Origin of the sequence: Plantibacter sp. CFBP 8798, from assembly GCF_014841195.1 — a bacterium.
Classification (GTDB): domain Bacteria; phylum Actinomycetota; class Actinomycetes; order Actinomycetales; family Microbacteriaceae; genus Plantibacter; species Plantibacter auratus.
Genome location: NZ_JACYTS010000003.1, coordinates 851,828 through 868,704, shown reverse-complemented (window position 1 = coordinate 868,704; position 16,877 = coordinate 851,828). Strand labels below are relative to the sequence as shown.

General features: G+C 70.2%; 17 protein-coding genes. 7 read left to right on the top strand and 10 right to left on the bottom strand.

The genetic code is table 11. The features are described 5' to 3' along the window. Window positions 1-60: 60 nt before the first annotated feature. The 7 genes from IFU30_RS16660 to IFU30_RS16630 form a co-directional block, all read right to left on the bottom strand. Entirely contained in the window at window positions 61-1,260 is a 1,200-nt protein-coding gene (locus tag IFU30_RS16660) for an acyl-CoA dehydrogenase family protein (RefSeq protein ID WP_192006204.1), read from the bottom strand. Further along, entirely contained in the window at window positions 1,257-2,438 is a 1,182-nt protein-coding gene (locus IFU30_RS16655; RefSeq protein ID WP_192006202.1) for a hypothetical protein, read from the bottom strand. Before IFU30_RS16655 ends, IFU30_RS16660 begins: the two co-directional genes overlap by 4 nt. Next, entirely contained in the window at window positions 2,435-3,100 is a 666-nt protein-coding gene (locus tag IFU30_RS16650) for a methionine ABC transporter permease (protein ID WP_079706489.1), read from the bottom strand. The genes IFU30_RS16655 and IFU30_RS16650 overlap by 4 nt, the downstream gene beginning before the upstream one ends. Continuing rightward, window positions 3,093-4,259 carry a methionine ABC transporter ATP-binding protein gene (locus IFU30_RS16645; RefSeq protein WP_192006201.1) on the bottom strand — a complete coding sequence of 389 codons (1,167 nt, stop codon included), beginning with the start codon at window positions 4,257-4,259 and terminating at the stop codon, window positions 3,093-3,095. Before IFU30_RS16645 ends, IFU30_RS16650 begins: the two co-directional genes overlap by 8 nt. Window positions 4,260-4,359: 100 nt before the next feature. Beyond that, a complete protein-coding gene (locus IFU30_RS16640; protein WP_192006199.1) occupies window positions 4,360-5,340 on the bottom strand; it encodes a MetQ/NlpA family ABC transporter substrate-binding protein in 981 nt (326 codons plus the stop codon). 210 nt (window positions 5,341-5,550) lie between these two features. After that, window positions 5,551-5,778, bottom strand: a complete 228-nt coding sequence (locus IFU30_RS16635) for a hypothetical protein (protein ID WP_192006197.1) — start codon at window positions 5,776-5,778, stop codon at window positions 5,551-5,553. A gap of 122 nt (window positions 5,779-5,900) precedes the next feature. Then, complete coding sequence (locus IFU30_RS16630) at window positions 5,901-7,172, bottom strand: hypothetical protein (RefSeq protein ID WP_192006195.1); 1,272 nt, start codon at window positions 7,170-7,172, stop codon at window positions 5,901-5,903. A gap of 142 nt (window positions 7,173-7,314) precedes the next feature. Here IFU30_RS16630 and IFU30_RS16625 point away from each other — a divergent pair, with 142 nt between their 5' ends. Further along, window positions 7,315-8,697, top strand: coding sequence for an MFS transporter (locus IFU30_RS16625; protein WP_192006193.1), 1,383 nt, complete (start codon window positions 7,315-7,317; stop codon window positions 8,695-8,697). A gap of 27 nt (window positions 8,698-8,724) precedes the next feature. Here the strand turns inward: IFU30_RS16625 and IFU30_RS16620 are convergent, their stop codons facing one another. After that, window positions 8,725-9,216 (bottom strand): MarR family winged helix-turn-helix transcriptional regulator, encoded by a 492-nt coding sequence (locus IFU30_RS16620; RefSeq protein ID WP_191941939.1) that lies wholly within the window; start codon window positions 9,214-9,216, stop codon window positions 8,725-8,727. A 38-nt stretch (window positions 9,217-9,254) separates the two neighbouring features. On the opposite strand from IFU30_RS16620, the gene IFU30_RS16615 reads away from it, so the two are divergent. Together IFU30_RS16615 and IFU30_RS16610 are read left to right on the top strand one after the other, a co-directional pair. Then, window positions 9,255-9,497, top strand: coding sequence for a hypothetical protein (locus tag IFU30_RS16615; protein ID WP_064296841.1), 243 nt, complete (start codon window positions 9,255-9,257; stop codon window positions 9,495-9,497). Window positions 9,498-9,576: 79 nt separating this feature from the next. Further along, window positions 9,577-10,614 (top strand): DUF418 domain-containing protein, encoded by a 1,038-nt coding sequence (locus tag IFU30_RS16610; protein WP_192006191.1) that lies wholly within the window; start codon window positions 9,577-9,579, stop codon window positions 10,612-10,614. A 58-nt stretch (window positions 10,615-10,672) separates the two neighbouring features. On the opposite strand, the gene IFU30_RS16605 is transcribed toward IFU30_RS16610, so the two are convergent. Continuing rightward, complete coding sequence (locus tag IFU30_RS16605; protein WP_192006189.1) at window positions 10,673-11,476, bottom strand: NAD(P)H-binding protein; 804 nt, start codon at window positions 11,474-11,476, stop codon at window positions 10,673-10,675. 79 nt (window positions 11,477-11,555) lie between these two features. Between IFU30_RS16605 and IFU30_RS16600 the strand changes: the two genes are divergently transcribed. From IFU30_RS16600 to IFU30_RS16585, 4 genes are all read left to right on the top strand, one after another. Continuing rightward, on the top strand, window positions 11,556-11,969 hold the full coding sequence (locus tag IFU30_RS16600; protein ID WP_192006187.1) for a winged helix-turn-helix transcriptional regulator: 414 nt from the start codon (window positions 11,556-11,558) through the stop codon (window positions 11,967-11,969). 39 nt (window positions 11,970-12,008) lie between these two features. After that, window positions 12,009-12,410, top strand: a complete 402-nt coding sequence (locus IFU30_RS16595) for an MmcQ/YjbR family DNA-binding protein (RefSeq protein WP_124767541.1) — start codon at window positions 12,009-12,011, stop codon at window positions 12,408-12,410. A 95-nt stretch (window positions 12,411-12,505) separates the two neighbouring features. Next, window positions 12,506-14,044 carry a hypothetical protein gene (locus IFU30_RS16590; protein ID WP_192006185.1) on the top strand — a complete coding sequence of 513 codons (1,539 nt, stop codon included), beginning with the start codon at window positions 12,506-12,508 and terminating at the stop codon, window positions 14,042-14,044. A 23-nt stretch (window positions 14,045-14,067) separates the two neighbouring features. Then, a complete protein-coding gene (locus tag IFU30_RS16585) occupies window positions 14,068-15,450 on the top strand; it encodes an LLM class flavin-dependent oxidoreductase (RefSeq protein WP_192006183.1) in 1,383 nt (460 codons plus the stop codon). 101 nt (window positions 15,451-15,551) lie between these two features. Here IFU30_RS16585 and IFU30_RS16580 read toward each other — a convergent pair whose 3' ends face one another. After that, window positions 15,552-16,787: an acyl-CoA dehydrogenase family protein gene (locus IFU30_RS16580; protein WP_192006181.1), complete on the bottom strand. Its 1,236-nt coding sequence runs from the start codon at window positions 16,785-16,787 to the stop codon at window positions 15,552-15,554. Between the last annotated feature and the right edge of the window lie 90 nt (window positions 16,788-16,877).

The window sequence follows — 16,877 nt, the reverse complement described above, 5'->3', positions numbered from 1 at the left end:
TGGTTCCTGCCCTTCGACAGGCTCAGGAACCGCTTGTCGACGGGTGTGACCGGCGGGGCGTCAGGCCTCGCCGGTGCTCCACCAGGAGGCGATCGGCGTCCCGTTCACGACGTGGTCGCCGATCGACCTGGCCTTGAAGCGGGACGGGTTGTGCGAGGCGATCGTGCGGGCGTTCCGCCAGTGCCGGTCGAGCGCCCGGTGCGTCTCGACGGCGCTCGCACCGCCGACGTCGAACAGGGCGGTCGCGGCGTCGAGCACGGCGGGCAGGATCACGAGCTGCGCGCGCGCCGTCGCGAGTTCGACGGCGGCGATCCGTTCCTGGACGAGATCCGGTTCGGCACCGAGGATCGCCGCGCTCGAACGCCCCAGTGCGGTCGTCGCGGCGGCCAGCGCGGCATCGGCGGCGAACGACTTCGCCGACAGCTCACCGACGACCTCCTGCACGATCGGGTCGGCCTGGGCGGTCGACGCCGCACCGTGGCTGTAGGTCCTGGTCCGCGTGCGGACGAACACACCGGCGTCGTCGACGATGGCGCGGCCGATGCCCGTCACCGCCGCCAGCAGGACCAACTGCACGAACGCGCCGCCGTGCGAGGGGCGTTCCGGCTCGCGCCGGGTCACCGCCGACGCGTCGACGGCGACCTCCGTGAAGACGGTGGTCCCGCTGCCCGTCAGTCGTTGTCCGAACCCGGTCCAATCGTCGATCCGATCGACACCCGTGGCGTCCGTCTCCACGAGCACCGAGACGAACTCGCCGTCCTGTTCGGCGGCGACCCCGACGAGGTCGGCGAACAGGGTGCCCGTGCTGTAGAACTTGGTGCCGTTCAGTCGGAGACCGCCCGGCGTCTCGGTGAGTCGGGTGGCGAGGGATCCCACCTTCGCGGTCGACCGCTCGTGGCTCGCGTTGCCGACGATGGCTCCGTCGGCCAGCCGGGCCAGGCGCGCCTCGCGGTCCGCAGACGCCGGCGCGTGCAGGGTGCGGTCGATGTAGGAGAAGTGGGAGCGGAACAGCTGCGCGAGGTTCGGGTCGCGTCTGGCCAGCTCGGCGAGCAGCTCGAACAGCTCGCCGTGCGTGGCCTCCTCGCCACCATATCGTCGTGGCAGCGTCACTCGGGTGAAGCCTGCTTGCCGCAGTGCCTCCACCTCGGCATACGGCAGACGGCGCTCGTGCTCCCGCTCGACGGTGTCCCGCCCGAGCTCGTCGAAGAGCGGTGCGAACCGCTGCGCCAGGTCCCGGTCGATCGTCGCCGTCTCGCTCATGCCTGCTCTCCATCCGCCGGAACGGACTCGGTCTCGGGCCGCGCCCCCGGAGCCTGCCACTCGGGCAGGGTGCCGTTGAGTTCGAACTGCCCGAGTGCCGCCGAACGCTGCACGGCGGGATTGTGGGAGGCGATCGTCCGGACGTTCCGCCAGTGCCGGTCCAGCGCGGTCGACCGGCCGACGGCGGAGGCACCACCGACCTCGAACAGGCGACTGAGCGCATCGAGGACGAGCGGGAGGACGACCTGCTGGACGCGGAAGACCTCCAGGAGCGCCGAACGCACGGCGTCGGGATCGGTGGCCGGCCCGTCCAAGGTTCGAGCGGACGCGAGGACGAGCGCGCGGGCCGTGTGCACGACGCTGCTCAGCTGACCCACGATCGACTGCACGAGCGGATCCTCCCGCGGCAGGTGCTCGCCCGCGTGGCCGACGGTCCGTCGCCTGGCACGCACGTAGTCGACGGTGTCCTCGAGGGCACGTTGCGCGATGCCCGCCACCACACCGAGCAGGATGAGCTGTTGGAGGGCTCCCGTCCGGTGCCACCCCGCCGCGTCGCCGCTGTGGACGACGAGGTCGCGCGGGTCCACCGGTACGCGGTCGAAGGTGGTCGTCCCGCTTCCGGTCAACGGTTGTCCGAAGCCGTCCCAGTCGTCCACCGAGCGGGTGCCAGGATCGTGCGCGGAGACGGTCACGGCGACGCGGTCGGTCCCGTCGAGCGCGGACAGGTAGATCCAGTCGGCGTAGATGCTGCCGGTCGTGTAGTACTTCGTGCCGGTCACCGTGAGGAGTTCGCCGTCGCGGTCGAGGACGGTCTCGAGGTGCGCGGTCGCGTGCCGCTCCGACTGTGCGTTCCCGACGAGGTCGCCGGCGCTCAGCCGGGTGAACCAGTGCTCCCGATAGGCGGCGTCGGGCGAAGCGAGCAGCGCCTCGACGAACAGAATGTGTCCCCGCCAGACGTGCCCGAGGCTCGAGTCCGCCGCCGAGAGCGCGATGAGTCGCGCGAACAGCTGCTCGAGCGTGAGCCCGTCGCCGCCGGACGCGACGGGGACTCTGGCTGCGGCGAAGCCCAGGTGCTTGAGCTCGGTGACCTCGTCGAACAGGAGCCGCCGGTCGGTCTCGCGCGACACGGCGCCGCCGCGGATGGAGGAGAGGAACGAGTCGAAGTCGTCGGCGCTCATCGGTGCAGCACCCGCTTCGCCAGCACGTTGCCGAGCAACTGGGCGAGCTGCACGAGCAGGACGAGCGTGACGACCACGAGCCCGACGACGATCCAGTCGAACCGCTGGTAACCGTAGGTCATGGCGAGGTCGCCGAGGCCGCCGCCGCCGAGCACACCGGCCACGGCCGTCGCATCGACGAGGGCGACGAGGATGTAGGTCAGTCCGAGGATGAGTGGGCCGAGCGCCTCGGGCACGACGATCGTGAACAGCACCCGCACGGGGCTCGCCCCCATGGCCGCACCTGCCTCGATGGCACCCGGTGAGACGGCGACGAGGTTCGACTCGGAGACGCGACCGATGGCGACGCTCGCGACGAGGATGAGCGGGATCGTCGCCGGAAGCGGTCCGAGGCCGGTGCCGAACACGAGCCGCGTGAGCGGGATGAGCGCGATCGCGACGATGAGGAAGGGCACCGGTCGGATGACGTTGATGACGAAGTTGAGGACGCCGAACACGACGCGGTTCTGCAGGAGGTTGCCGGGCCGGCTCGCGTAGAGCAGGAGGCCCAGCAGGATCCCGATGACCGTCGCGACGGCGAAGGACACGGAGACCATGAGGCCGGTCTCCCCGATGGCCTTGAGGAGACGCGGGAAGAACGCGTCGGGATCGAAGTCACGCATGGGTGTGCTCCTTCAGCGTGGTGGGGTCCTCGGCGAGCGGTTCATGCCCTTCGACAGGCTCAGGGACCGGTGCAGGCTCAGGGACCGGCGTGGGCTCAGGAATCGGTGCAGGCTTAGGGAACGACGCGGTCGGCGCAGGGTCGATCGCGGTGACGGTCGCCGTGGCTCGGAGCCCCGCGATGGCGGCGTCCACGCGGTCGTCCGGTCCGAGCAGCTCGACCGTGAGACTGCCGAACAGTCGCCCCTGGAGTTCGTCGACGCCGCCGAACACGACGTTGAAGTCGATGTCGTTGTCGCGTGCGACCCGCGAGAGGAACGGGTGGTTGGTGTCGCGGTCCTCGACGTGCAGCTGGACCAGGCGGCCGTGGTGGACGGCCCGGATCTTCGCGAGCACGTCGTCGGAGGGGATGTGGTGGAGCACCGACGAGACGAAGCGTCGCGCGGTCGCGGTGCGTGGTGCCGAGAACACCTCGTACACACTGCCCTGCTCCACGACCTCGCCGTCCTCCATGACGGCGACCCGGTCGGCGAGTTCGCGGATGACGTCGATCTCGTGGGTGACGAGCAGGATCGTGACGCCGTACTCCTCGTTCACGCGCCGGAGGAGCTCGAGGACCTCGCCGGTCGTCTGCGGGTCGAGGGCGCTGGTGGCCTCGTCGGAGATGAGGATCTCCGGGCGGGTGGCGAGGGCGCGGGCGATGCCGACCCGCTGCTTCTGCCCGCCGGAGAGTTGCGACGGGTAGGCGAGCGCTTTGTCGCTCAGCCCGACGAACGCGAGCAGTTCTTCGACGCGGTCGACGATCTCGGCGTCCGGCACCTTCGCGAGTTTGAGCGGGTAGGCGATGTTCTTGTAGACGGTCCGGGACTCCAGGAGGTTGAACTGCTGGAAGATCATGCCGATCCGCTGACGCGCGGCGTAGAGCGCCTGCCCGGCGAGTGCGGAGATCTCGAGCCCCTCGACGACCACCCGCCCGCTCGTCGGCCGCTCGAGGGCGTTGACGGTGCGCAGGAGCGTCGACTTCCCGGCGCCGGAGTATCCGACGATGCCGAAGATCTCACCCCGCTCGACCGTCAGGTCGACGCGGCGCAGCGCCTCGAAGGCACGGCCCTTCACCTCGAACGTCTTGCTGACGTCCTCGAAGACGATTGCTGTGTTCATCACCTGCTCCTCTCGCGGGAGGGCCGTCCAGGAGACCCCGGACGGCCACTGCGTGGTGGCGGCCGATCATCGCGGGAGGCGATGATCGGCCGCCGTCGTCCTACTCGGCTTCGGCTTGGAGCTCGGCGAGTTTGTCGCGGAGGTCCTTCACCGGAACCTTCACGAGGATCGAGTTCCCGGCGAACTCGTCGTCGAGCGCCTCGGCGACGCGCGGGTCGGCGTAGGTGTCCTCGAGGATCTTCCAGGCCGGGTTGTCCTTGTCCTCCTCGCGGGTGGCGATGACGTTGACGTAGGGCAGGTTCTTCTCGGAGAGCGAGTCGTCGAGGAAGAGTGCGTCGTCCTTCGTGATGCCCTGGCTCGGGTCGAAGTAGGAGGTCCCGACGACGACGGCCGCGAGCGACGGGTCGTCGAACTGCTGCGGGATGCTCGTCGCCGGCAGCGGCACGAACTGGAGGTTCTTGTCGTTCGCGGTGACGTCCTCGACGGTCGGGAAGTTCCCCGCGTCCGCCGCGATCTCGATGAGTCCGGCCGCAGCCAGGATGTTCAGCGCACGACCGCCGTTGGACGGGTCGTCCGGGATCGCGATGCGCGCGCCGTCGGCGAGGTCATTGACGTCGGTGAGCGTCTTCGAGAAGATCCCCCACTGCGTGATGACGGTCGAGAACACCGGCGTCAGATCGGCGTCGTTCTCCGCGTTGAAGGCCGAGAGGTAGAGGATGTGCTGGAAGGCGTTCGCGTCGACGGTGCCGGCGACGAGTTCGGTGTTCGGGAGTACCCAGTCCTTCACGTTCACCCACTCGACGTCGAGGCCCTTCTCGGCGGCGACCTCCTTGACGGCGTCCTGGAACTGCGTGTCCTCCGACACCGCGATCTTCACGCTGAGGCGCTCGGCGGGCGCACCGGAACCGGTCGCCGCGTCGGCTGCCCCGTTCTGGCCACCGACGACGACCGAGACGACGACGGCGATCGCGGCGACGGCGACGACCGCGACACCGCCGATCAGCAGGTTCCGGCGCTTCCGTTTGCCGGAGGCGATCGACGCCCGCAATTCGCTCGGTTCTGGTCCCGTGTGCTCACTCATGATGGTCCTCGGCTCTGTCTGTGGGTGCACTGGTGCGTGCACGGAGCCAGTTTCCACAGGCACGCGGACGGACGCCCGTTGCGTTACCGCGGACCGTCACCGTTCGAGATGAAACGTAAACGCGCTGCACGGGCGGGCGATCGTCCCTACACTGCGGCGCGTCGACCGGCGCTCCGCACCTGCGGTCCCTGAGCCTGTCGAAGGGCGGGGTCAGGAGGGGTGGACGACGTTGCTCCGGCGGCGGGCGAGGCGTCGGCCCGCGAGCTGATCGAAGATCGGGCAGTCGGGTGAGGGGATCGGCGACCCGTGGTGGGTCGGTGCTCCGGCCAGAGGGGCCTGTTCCGGAGGAGAGGACGCCGCCCGCGCGTCGAACCCGTGGGTGAGCGTCGTGAAGATCGGGGACGCGGAGCGCGGCGGGCGCGCGGACGAGCTGGGCACGGGGTCCTCTCGGGAGTCGGCGGCGAGGGCTTCGCGATCACGGTGAGTACGTCGCGACAGCAGTGCTCGTATTCTAGAACATGAATGCTGAGTGTCGGCCGCCACCTGTCAGGTGGCCACCGTCACCCGACGTCGTATCGCGCCAATGCATCGGCGTCCTGGGCGATCCGCGATGCCCGGCGGGCGGCGTCGAGCGCCTCGACCGGATCGTCGACCGCTGCCGCCTCCGCGAGCGCGAGCTGCCGCTGTGCCTCGGCGAGGCGCGTCCTCGCGTCGGCACCCACCCTCCCTCGGTGCGCGGAGATGACGTCGACGGCGACGCGGATGTTGCTGTCCGCGGTGAACAGTGCCCCGCGCATCGCCTCGCGTGCGTTGTCGAGGCGCTGCTGTGCGCTCCGGGCGGTCGCGAGGGCCGCGTCGAGATCGATGTCGGCGGCGCGAACCGCCTCCAGGCGTCGCATCGGATCGGGCAGGACGCGGTCGCCGTCCGTGGACGTGGTCGACTCCGCCTCCAGGAGCGCGCGGTTCGCCCGCTCGACGGCAGCCGCGATGACGGCGGCCGTCTCCGCGCGTTCCACCGTCGCGCCCAATGCCTCCGCTTCGGCGATCACCGTGCGGAGCTCCCGCCCCGCTGCGGCGAGTTCGGTCTCCGCCGCAGCGATGCCCGCGAGCGAACGCTCGACGGCGTCCAGCCGGTCCTCCGCCTGCTGCAGCTCGCGCCCCAGGGCGTGCAGTGACGCGGCGGCCGGCTGGGCGGTGCCGATCCGATCCTTCGTCTTCGCCGCATCGGCCGTCGCCTGGTCGACTGCGTCCTGCGCGGTCCGGCGGAGCACCCGGGCGTCCTCGACGGCGCTCGCCGCATAGCGCTCGGCGGCCGAGGCGATCGCGAGGCCGGTGGTGGTGAGTCGTTCGCGCGCGCGGTCGATGCGTCGCTCGAGCTGGTCGAGGAGGTCGGGGGCTGAACGCTCCGCTCCACGCCGCTCGTCGAAGCCGCGCAGTCGGGCGCTCAGCGTGCGCTCGACGTCCTCGCAGACGCTGATGATCCGCTCGTTCCAGGTGCGACGCTGCGCCTCCGTGTCGGCGATCTCGTCCTCGAGCGACTGGCGGAGCCGGAACGCCTCCCCGAGTGCCGAGCGTGCCGAGGCGACGTCGGCCGCATACCCTCGGGCGGCTTCGCGTCCGAACTCCGCTTCGGCGAATCCGACCTCGTCCTCGGCCTCGCGGACCGCGTCGTCGGTGCGGACGAGGGCGATGCCCGCGCGGCGGTGGAGGTCGTCGATGGAGGCGACAGGGGTCTTCGGGTTGCGCCGACGCAGCAGGGTGACGAGCAACCAGACGATGATGCCGACGCCCCCGAACACGATCAGCGAGGGGAGCCACCACAGGTCGTCCATGGGCTCCAGTCTACGAACGCGGAGCGGGGATCGGCTGGGAAGGACGTGGCGTCGGGCGTCGGGCGTCGACGGCTTTTCGACGCCTGTCGAGCTTCCTCGGGATCGCGTTCGACGCGTCGGTCCGCGGGGCTACCCTGAACCCATGACCCGCCAGCAGCGCCTCGTGCTCACGATCGCGATCCTCTCCTCGTTCGTGGCGTTCCTCGACGGCTCGGTCGTGAACGTCGCGCTCCCCGCGATGACGAAGGAACTCGGCGGCGGCCTCATCGTGCAGCAGTGGGTGGTCGACGCCTACCTGATCACCCTCGGTTCGCTCATCCTGCTCGCGGGCTCGCTCTCCGACGCGTTCGGGCGCATCCGCATCCTCCGCATCGGGCTCATCGGCTTCGGCGTCACCTCGATCCTGTGCGCGGTCGCACCGACCGCCGAGGTGCTCATCATCGCCCGGCTGCTCCAGGGTGGCGCGGCCGCGCTGCTCGTGCCGAGTTCGCTCGCCATCATCATCTCGACGTTCAGCGGCGTCGCGCAGGGCAAGGCGATCGGCACCTGGACGGCATGGACGGGGGCCGCGGGCATCACCGGCCCGCTGCTCGGCGGGGTGCTCGTCGACACGCTGTCCTGGCGCCTCATCTTCGCCATCAACATCATCCCGATCCTCGTCACCCTGTGGCTCATGATGCGTACTGACCGCGTGCCCGAGCCCGAACACCGCCCCCGGATCGACGTCGTCGGTGCGGTGCTCGGCGCCGTCGGGCTGGGTGGTCCCGTCTTCGCGCTCATCGAGCAGGAGCGCTACAGCTGGTCGAGCCCGATGCTGCTCGTGCCGCTCATCGGCGGGGTCGTGTCCTTCGTCGCGTTCCTCTGGTGGGAGCGCCGCCACCCCGACCCGATGCTGCCGCTGTCGCTCTTCCGCGTGCGGAACTTCGGCTACGGCAACATCGCGACCGTCTTCATCTACGGCGCCCTCTCGCTCGGCTTCTTCGCCATCGCGGTCTTCATCCAGCAGACGGCGGGCTTCAGCGCCACGCTGGCCGGCATCGCGACGCTGCCGCCGACGCTCGTCATGCTCGCGTTGTCGTCGTGGTTCGGCAAGCTGGCCGGCAAGCACGGATCGCGGCTGTTCATGACGGTCGGGCCGATCGTCGCCGGCGTCGGCTTCCTGCTGATGATGGGTGCGCAGCAGGACCTGAACTACTGGGTGCAGCTGTTCCCGGGCATCCTGCTCGTCGGTCTCGGCCTCGCGATCACGGTCGCGCCGCTCACCGCGGGCATCCTCGGATCGATCGACCCGGCCCATGCCGGCATCGGATCGGCGGTCAACAACGCGGTGTCGCGCGTGGCCGGCCTGGTTTCGATCGCCCTGGTCGGCATCATCGCCGGTGGCGCGCTCGGCGTCGACGGGTTCCCACGGGTGGTCCTGGCGACCGCCGTGTTCATGTTCGTCGGCGGTGTGGTGTCGTTCGTCGGCATCCGGAATCCGCGGACCGCGACCGCGCCGGAGACGACGGCCTCGTCGCCGGCCTGACGCTGTCGCCTGGCGGCGAGCCCTCGGTCAGCGCGGGTCGACACCCGTGACGGCGGGCGCGGTGGTGGCCGCCCCGATCACCGCGTGGAGCATCTCGCGGAGCTGGGTGAGGTGCTCGGCGTCCATCCGGAGCTCGTTCATGACCCGGTGCGGGATGGCCTCCGCCTGGGTGCGCAGCTCACGGCCGGCGGTGGTGAGTGAGACGTCGAGCACGCGTTCGTCGAGTCGGCTGCGGTCGCGTCGGACGAGCCCGGCGGTCTCGAGGCGCTTGAGGAGCGGGGACAACGTCGCCGGCTCGAGCTGCAGCGCTCCGCCGAGGTCCTTGACCGAGCGCGGGCTGTGCTGCCAGAGGGCGAGCATCACGAGGTACTGCGGATGGGTGAGACCGAGCGGTTCGAGGATCGGCCTGTAGAGCGAGATGACGCTGCGCGACGCGACGGCGAGCGCGAAGCAGACCTGGTTCTCGAGCTGGAGCAGGTCGTCGGCCGTGGCGACGGTGGTGGATTCGTTGGCGGTCACGGTCCCATCGTACCCAAATGATTAGTACACTCATCAATATGAGCGAGAAACGATCCTTCCGGGAGTCCGTGCGCGAGGCCGGTGGTCTGTACGGTTGGGTGAACGGCCGCATGTGGAAGGTGCTCGGTCCGCCGCCCCTCGGTCCGTACAACGAGGAGCCGTTGCCTCCGGCCGCGCAGTCGGGGTGCCCGATCTGCGGCCACGCCATGTCCGAGCACATCGTCGATCGCACGACCGGCCCGCGCACGCAGCTGCACTGCCCGAAGGCGCCGGCCGCCTGAGGATGATCTCCATCCCGGGTGGCAGGACGTCATCCTCCAGGTGCATGCGGGCTTCCGCCACGCCTGCTGAACTGGTGATATGCCTCAGGTCAGCATTTCTTCCACGCCGCCGGTCTCGTCCGCCGGCGACGCCACCTCGCGTCGCTGGCACCTCATCGACGCCCTCCGCGGGTTCGCGCTCGTCGGCATCCTCTTCGTCAACGTCCCCGACATCACCCGGCTCGGTAGCGACATCCCGTTCGACCAGCGACAGTCCACGCTCATGGACACCGTGCTCGAGTTCGCGGTGCAGACGCGGTTCGTCCCCATCTTCGCCTTCCTCTTCGGGCTGAGCGCGATGCTCGTGATCCAGGGCGCCCGCCGTCGCGGCACCGGCGCGCTCGTCCCGATGCTGCTGCGTCTCGGAGCGTTGCTCCTGATCGGTGTCGCGCACGGGTTCCTCTACCCGGGCGAGATCCTCCGCGAGTACGCGATCTGCGGGATCCTCATGCTCCCCCTCATGCTGTGGTTGCCGCGCTGGGCGCTGCTCGGGTCCGGTGTCGTGCTCACGATCGCCGCCTACGCGCTCACGGGCGGTGGCCTCGCGACCCTGCCCGGACTGTTCCTCGCCGGTGCGGGGGCGGCGGCGTACGGCTTGCCGAAGGTGCTCGACGCCGGGCGGCGGCCCGTGTGGATCACCTTCCTCGTGGCGGCGGCCCTCGCCGTCCCGGCCGTCGTCTGGCAGACCACCGAACCCGGCGACCCACGGTTCACGACCGCCGGAGGGATCGCGGGCGGGATCCTCGCCGTCGTGTACGTCACCGGATTCGCGCTGCTCTGGCAGACGCCGGTGCGTCGGGTGCTCGCGGCCGTCTTCGAACCTCTCGGTCGCATGGCCCTCACCAACTACCTCGCCGCGAGCGCCGTGTTCGCGGTCGTCGGGCTGGTCGTCCCCTTCCGGGAGATCGACGACCTGGCCGCGGTGAGCGTCGCAGCGGCCGCGCTCATCGCGGTGCAGTCGGTACTCAGCCGCCTCTGGCTGCAGCACTTCCGCTACGGGCCGGTCGAGTGGGTCTGGCGGATGGCCACCTGGCGTCGCGTCGTTCCGTTGCGGGGTGCTGCGCTGCCGGCCGCCTGAGCGCTGAGTCGCCCGGAACTGCACGGTTTCGGCTCGGATTCGTGCAGATCCGGGCGACTCAGCGGGGCGGGAGCGAGGCGGCGGCGGCAGCGACCGCGACCGTGTCCGCTGGTTCGCGTCCGAGCAGGGTTCGGAGGTCGTCACCCGTGCCGTCGAGGAATCCGTGCCGGACGCTGGTGAAGATCGACATGAGCATGGCGGGCTGGAACGGCTTGAGCGCGGCCTCAGCCAGCGTCGACCGCTGCTCGGCGAGGGAGACGGAATGGAGTGGGAGGCCCAGCCGATCGGCCACCTGCGCGGCCGTGATCGGTTCGCCCACGAGGTCGTAACTGCGACCGACGTGGTCCGACGGTGACTCTGCGACGACGGCCGCGGCCTCGGCGAGGTCGGCTCGTGCGACGGCGGCGAGCGCGCCGTCGCCGAACGCCGAACCGAGCGAGTCGCCCGACCACGCCAGGAGCGACCCGAACAGTTCGGCGTACAGGCCGTTCCGCAGGATCGTCCAGGCCAGGCTGCTGTGCTGCAGCCGACGCTCGGTCCACCGGTGCGCGAGCGCGAACGCGAGGTGGTCTCCCGCCGAGGCGAGGCTCGTGTACACGACGTGCTGTACCCCGTCCCGCTCAGCCGCGGAGATCGCCGTCTCGTGTCGGGCGATCACGATGTCGTCCTCGGCCTCACCCGCCGACACGAGGACGAGCGTGTCGACCCCGACGAAGGAGACGGTGTCGGGGTCGTCGAAGTCGATCCGTCGCGCGCCGTCCTGTCCGCTGCGGTTGCTCGCGAGCGGTGCAGGCCCACGGGTGGTGAGCGCATCGAGGATCGCGCCGCCGAGTTGGCCGGTGGTTCCGGTGACGAGGATCATTTCAGGGCCTTTCGGTGTTCGGACTGATGACTCGGACGAGTCTGCGTCCCCTGTTCCGGCCCCACAAGAAGGCACTTCCATGTCACTCACGCACACCGCGGTAACCGCCGACCTCGAACCCTGCGGCAAGGAGGACCACCCGGACTGCGGCATCCGGGATGTCCTCGACCGCATCGGCGACACCTGGTCGGTCCTCGTCGTCGTCGAGCTCGCGTCGGGCGACCGCCGGTTCCGCGAGCTCCAGCGGGCGATCGACGGGATCTCCCAACGCATGCTGACGCTGACCCTCCGCCGCCTCGAACGCGACGGCCTCGTCGACCGGACCGTGTACCCGACGGTTCCCGCGCAGGTGTCCTACGCGCTCACCTCGTCCGGTGCTGGGCTCTCCCACCTGATCAAGACGCTCGCCGACTGGTCGCTCGAGCAGCGGCCGGTGATCGCGGCGTCGCGTTCGGCGTACGACGCCGCCCACCCGGGGCATACCATCCGGTGAGCACTGTCGCGTGACGCCCGCGCGGAGTAGCGTCGGCGCATGGAGCATCCGATCGTGCATGATCCCGACGATCCGTTCGTCGAACGCGTCAGGCGGTTGTGCCTCGCCTATCCGGAGGCCGTCGAGACGTTCGGCCACGGACGCCCGCGGTTCAAGGCGGGCAAGCGCGTGTTCGTGACCGTCGGGTCGGAGATGCGCATCCCGCACAGCATCACGTTCACGCCGGCCGAGGAGGAGCGCGGCGCCTGGCTCGAGGACGACCGGTTCTGGTCGCCGAAGTACGACGGCCCGTCGGGCAAGCTCGCGTTCGACGCCGGTCTCGACGGCGACGACAGCCGCACGCTCGACGACGTCGACTGGGCACTCATCGCTGAGTTGATCGACACCTCGTACCGGCAGGTCGCCCTCCAGCGGCAGCTCCGGGCGCTCGACGCGCGCTGACCCGGGACGGGCCCGGTCGCGGCAGCATCTCGAAAGGGTCGTGCCAGACTGACGACCGGGGGAGCGTCATCGAGACGCATCGGAAGTGGGGAGCCATGAGCGACGGGGGCGCAGCCGGGACATCGCCTGAGCGCGATGACGCCGAGGCCAGCGCCGCCGGATCCGTCCACGCGACCTCGACCGTGGCGACCTCGCCCGACCCCGACGACGCATCCGCGGATCCCCAGGATCCTGCCCGCCGGTCGCCCCGAGTCGCGTTCCTGATCGCGTATCTCATCCGCTCCGTCGACCTCGTCGTCTCGGCCGTCCTCATCATCGCCATCGGGGGCGTCGTCATGACGCTGTTCAACATCGTCGGTGCCGCCATGCGTGTCGATCAGTCGACCGGGTCGTACGGCCCCGACGCGCCGCTCGTGCTCGGCGGGCCGTCGGGGGCGGAGCTCTGGTACCAGATGCTCGGCTCGCTCGGCGGGTGGATCCTCCTCGCCGTCGGCGTCATGCTCGTGATCGTCCAACCGGTGATGGAGGTCGTCCGTCGGAGGACCCCCTCGCGTGGGCTCGCCTACGTGAGCGGCCTGACGGCGGTCACGGTCGCCGGGATCGGCTTCGGTGTCCTGGTGGTCTTCGGGATACCGCCCGTGGGGTTGATCGCCAGCGGAGCCGCTGGTGGGCTGATGAGCAATCTCGGATCAGCACTCGCGATACTCGTCTTCGGACTCGTCGTCTACGGAGCCCCCGTGCTGATCGTCGCCGCGCTCATCATGCTCCTCTCCTTCGCCATCGGTCGGCGACGGGTACGGGTCGTCACTGCGGTGCTCGCCGGTCTCATCGTCGTCGCCGTCATCGTGGCGTCGACCGGTGCGTTCCGCCCGCCACCCGCGTGTGAGGTCGCCGCGGCGCAACGGTCCGAAGCCGAGGACGGATTCACTCGGGCGCTCGCGGACATCGACGGGATCGCCGACATCGAGGTCGTCGGTCACGGCGCGACGGTGACGATGTCGCTCGATGCCGGCGTCGGGCAGGTGCTCGGCGCGGCCGACGCGGCGAAGCGTGCCGGGGAGGACCTCGAGGGCATCGCGATCGTCGTCATCCAGCGCGAGCCGGACCCGACGTCGGCCGCCCAGCAACAGGATCCACCACGGGGACCGTGGCGGGTGCAGCTCGTGCCGAGCGATCAGAGCATGGACGAGATCGCCGACGAACTGCAGCGGCTGATGCTGACGGAGCGGCTGCAGGTGTCGATCGCCGTCACGGAGGGGGCACCGCTCATCACCGTCTTCTCCATGGATGCCCTTCCCGCGGCGGTCCGGGAACTCCGCGGGATCTACCCGGACGGCGCGCACTACCGTGTGCCGGAACGCTTCTCCATGGCGGACGACCCGGCCGGGCTGAGCGTGCCGATGGTCGACGCCATCCTCGCCGTCGTCGAGGCCTACCCCGATGTCGAGATCGAGGTCAACGCCCAACCGAAGCTCTACGTGAACGACGTGACCCCGGAGGAGGCCGCAGCGATCGTCGCCATCCTGCAGGACCCGGCGCTCGCCGGAACGAGTCCATCGGGGTACCCCGCCGACTACCAGATCCACACCTCCGGCCCCGAGGGGGACGTCTACCTGGAGGGCACCTTCGGTTGAGCCCCTGCCGGTAGCGTGAGGGGATGACCGCCGCTCAGCCCTCCCGCCTCCAGTTCGGTGCCTTCGTGATGAACACCGGCTCCCACATGCAGCACGGCCTCTGGCGCCACCCGGACGCGAAGCAGCACACCTTCGACGACGTGAACCTCTGGGTCGACCTCGCGAAGACGCTCGAGCGGGGTCGGTTCGACACGATCTTCTTCGCCGACGTCGTCGGGGTCTACGGCGGTGCCGGAGCGTCCTTCGACGTGAACGCGCGCGAGGGCATGCAGTTGCCGAGCAACGACCCGTCGATGCTGCTGTCGGCGCTCGCGATCAGCACCGAGCACCTCGGCCTCGCGTTCACCTCGTCGATCCTGCAGGAGCACCCGTTCACCTTCGCCCGGAAGATCTCGACGATCGACCACGCGTCCGGTGGGCGGGTCGGCTGGAACATCGTCACGAGCTTCCTCGAGAACGCGGCGCGCAACTACGGGCTCGACCGCCTCGTCGAGCACGACGAGCGGTATGCGTGGGCCGAGGAGTACGTGGCGGTCGTCGGCAAGCTCTGGGAGGGGTCGTGGGACGACGGCGCGCTCCTCGCCGACAAGGCCAGCGGCGTCTTCGCCGACCCCACCAAGGTGCACCGGATCGACCACGTCGGCGAACGGTACCGCGTGGAAGGCCCGCACCTGTCGTCGCCGTCGCCGCAGCGCTCGCCGCTCCTGTTCCAGGCCGGCTCGTCCGGTGCGGGGAAGGCGTTCGCCGCGAACTACGCCGAGGTGCAGTTCATGATGGCGCCGAGCATCGAGGCCGCGCGGGCGTCCGCGGAGTCGACGCGCGCGCTCGTCGCCGAGACCGGCCGCGACCCGCGCGACGTGAAGTTCTGGCAGGCGATGTCGTTCATCGTCGGCAGCACCGAGGAGGAGGCGAAGCGCATCGAGGCCGAGTACGACGACCTCCTGTCGGCCGACGCGTTCCTCGCGCACTCGAACCTCGGCACCGACCAGGCGACCGGGAATCCGATCGACCCGGACACCCCGCTGAAGGACGTCGAGACCCAGGGCGGGCACAGCATGCTCGAGGCGCTGCAGGCCCTGTCGCCGGACCGCGAGCCGACCGTCCGCGACCTCGCCAAGCTCACCGCGAAGCTGCGGGGTCGCGTCGTCGGCACGCCGGAGCAGATCGCCGACCACCTGGCCGAGTGGCGCGCGGCCGGGATCGACGGGATCAACGTCGCCAACTGGATGATCCCGCACTCCTACGAGGTCTTCGTCGACGAGGTCATGCCGGTGCTGCAGGAGCGCGGTCTCGCCCAGCGGGAGTACGCGCCTGGCACGCTCCGCGAGAAGCTCTTCGGTGCGGAGTCCACCCTCCCGGAGACGCACCCGCTGCGCGCCTACCGCGGAGCCTTCGCCGGCCGCTGACCCGCGCCCGCTTGGCAGCAGGACATCCGCCCGAGAGCAGGACGTTTCGACGAGGAATGTCCTGCTCTCGGGCCGATGCCCTGGTCTCGTGCCGCGGCGGGCTACTGCGGCTTGGCCGTGCCGACGGCCCAGACGAAGGGCGGCGGCGTTCCGTTGATGGACCAGTCGCCGACGATGCGCGTCTTGTAGATGACGGGGTTGTGCGACGCGACCGTGCGGGCGTTGCGCCAGTGGCGGTCGAGGGCGCTCGTGCGGCTGACAGCTGACGCGCCAAGGGTGTTGAAGAGCAACGTCGCGGACCGCGGGACGAGGTCCGAGAGCACCACCTGCGCCTGGGCTGAACGGATCTCGGCCTCGACGTTCGCCTGCAGGTCGTCCGCGGAGTCCCGGTCGGCGGCGGTTTCCGATGCCCGCTCGATCGCCGCGGCGACTCCGAGGACGGTCTGCTTCGCGACGAACGCGATCGACGAGATCTCGCCGACGACCGCCTGGATCTGCCCGTCGTCCTTCACGAGTGGCGCGAGACCGTGCGTGTAGACGCGGGTGCGCGCACGGATCTGCTCCCCGGCGTCGCGCTCGACCGCCGAGGCGATCCCCGCGTGCACGGCGATGAGCACGTGCTGGTAGAGCGCGGTCTGGTAGCGGAACCGGTCAGTGAAGGGGTGCAGCTGGTCGGCGTCGACGACGGCGTCCTCGAAGACGATCGTCCCCGTGCCGGTGAGCTGCTGTCCGAAGCCGTCCCAGTCGTCGGCGATCGTCACGCCCAGCTGATTCGTGCGGACGAGCACGGTGACCTCGGTGTCGGGCTGGCCCTCGACCACCAGGCGTGCCGTGGCGTCCGTCCAGTCGGCGTAGATGCTGCCCGTCGTGTAGAACTTGCGGCCGTTCACGACGTAGCGGCCGTCGCGCTCGGTGACGACCGTTCCGGAGACGCCGAGTGCGCCGGAGCCGACCTCGCTCCAGGCGTTGCCGACGATCTCACCGGCGACGAACCGCTCGAGCCAGGCGGTGCGTCGATCGCTCGGGGCCGCGACCAGCTGGTCCTCGACGAGGGCGATGTGCCCACGGAAGATCTGCGGAAGGTTGGAGTCGGCTGCGGCCAGCTCGATGAGGAGCTCGGTGAACTCCGGGAAGGTGAGGCCGGAACCGCCGAACTCGGTGGGGACCCGGAGCGCGCCGAAGCCGGCGGCGGCGAGCTTCCGCACCTCCTCGCGCGGGAGCCGGTGCTCGAGTTCACGCTCCACGGCGCCGGCCTGGATCTCGGCGAACAGGGGCAGGAGCAGTTCCCGGGCGGCCGCGAAGCCGACCGGACGGGCGGTGGTGGAGGTGAGGGTCATGGTGGAGTCCGTTCCTGGGTGGGCCCGTCGACAAGCTCAGGGACCGGTGGAGGTGCTCAGGGACCGATGGAGGTGCGGTCCCTGGGCTGG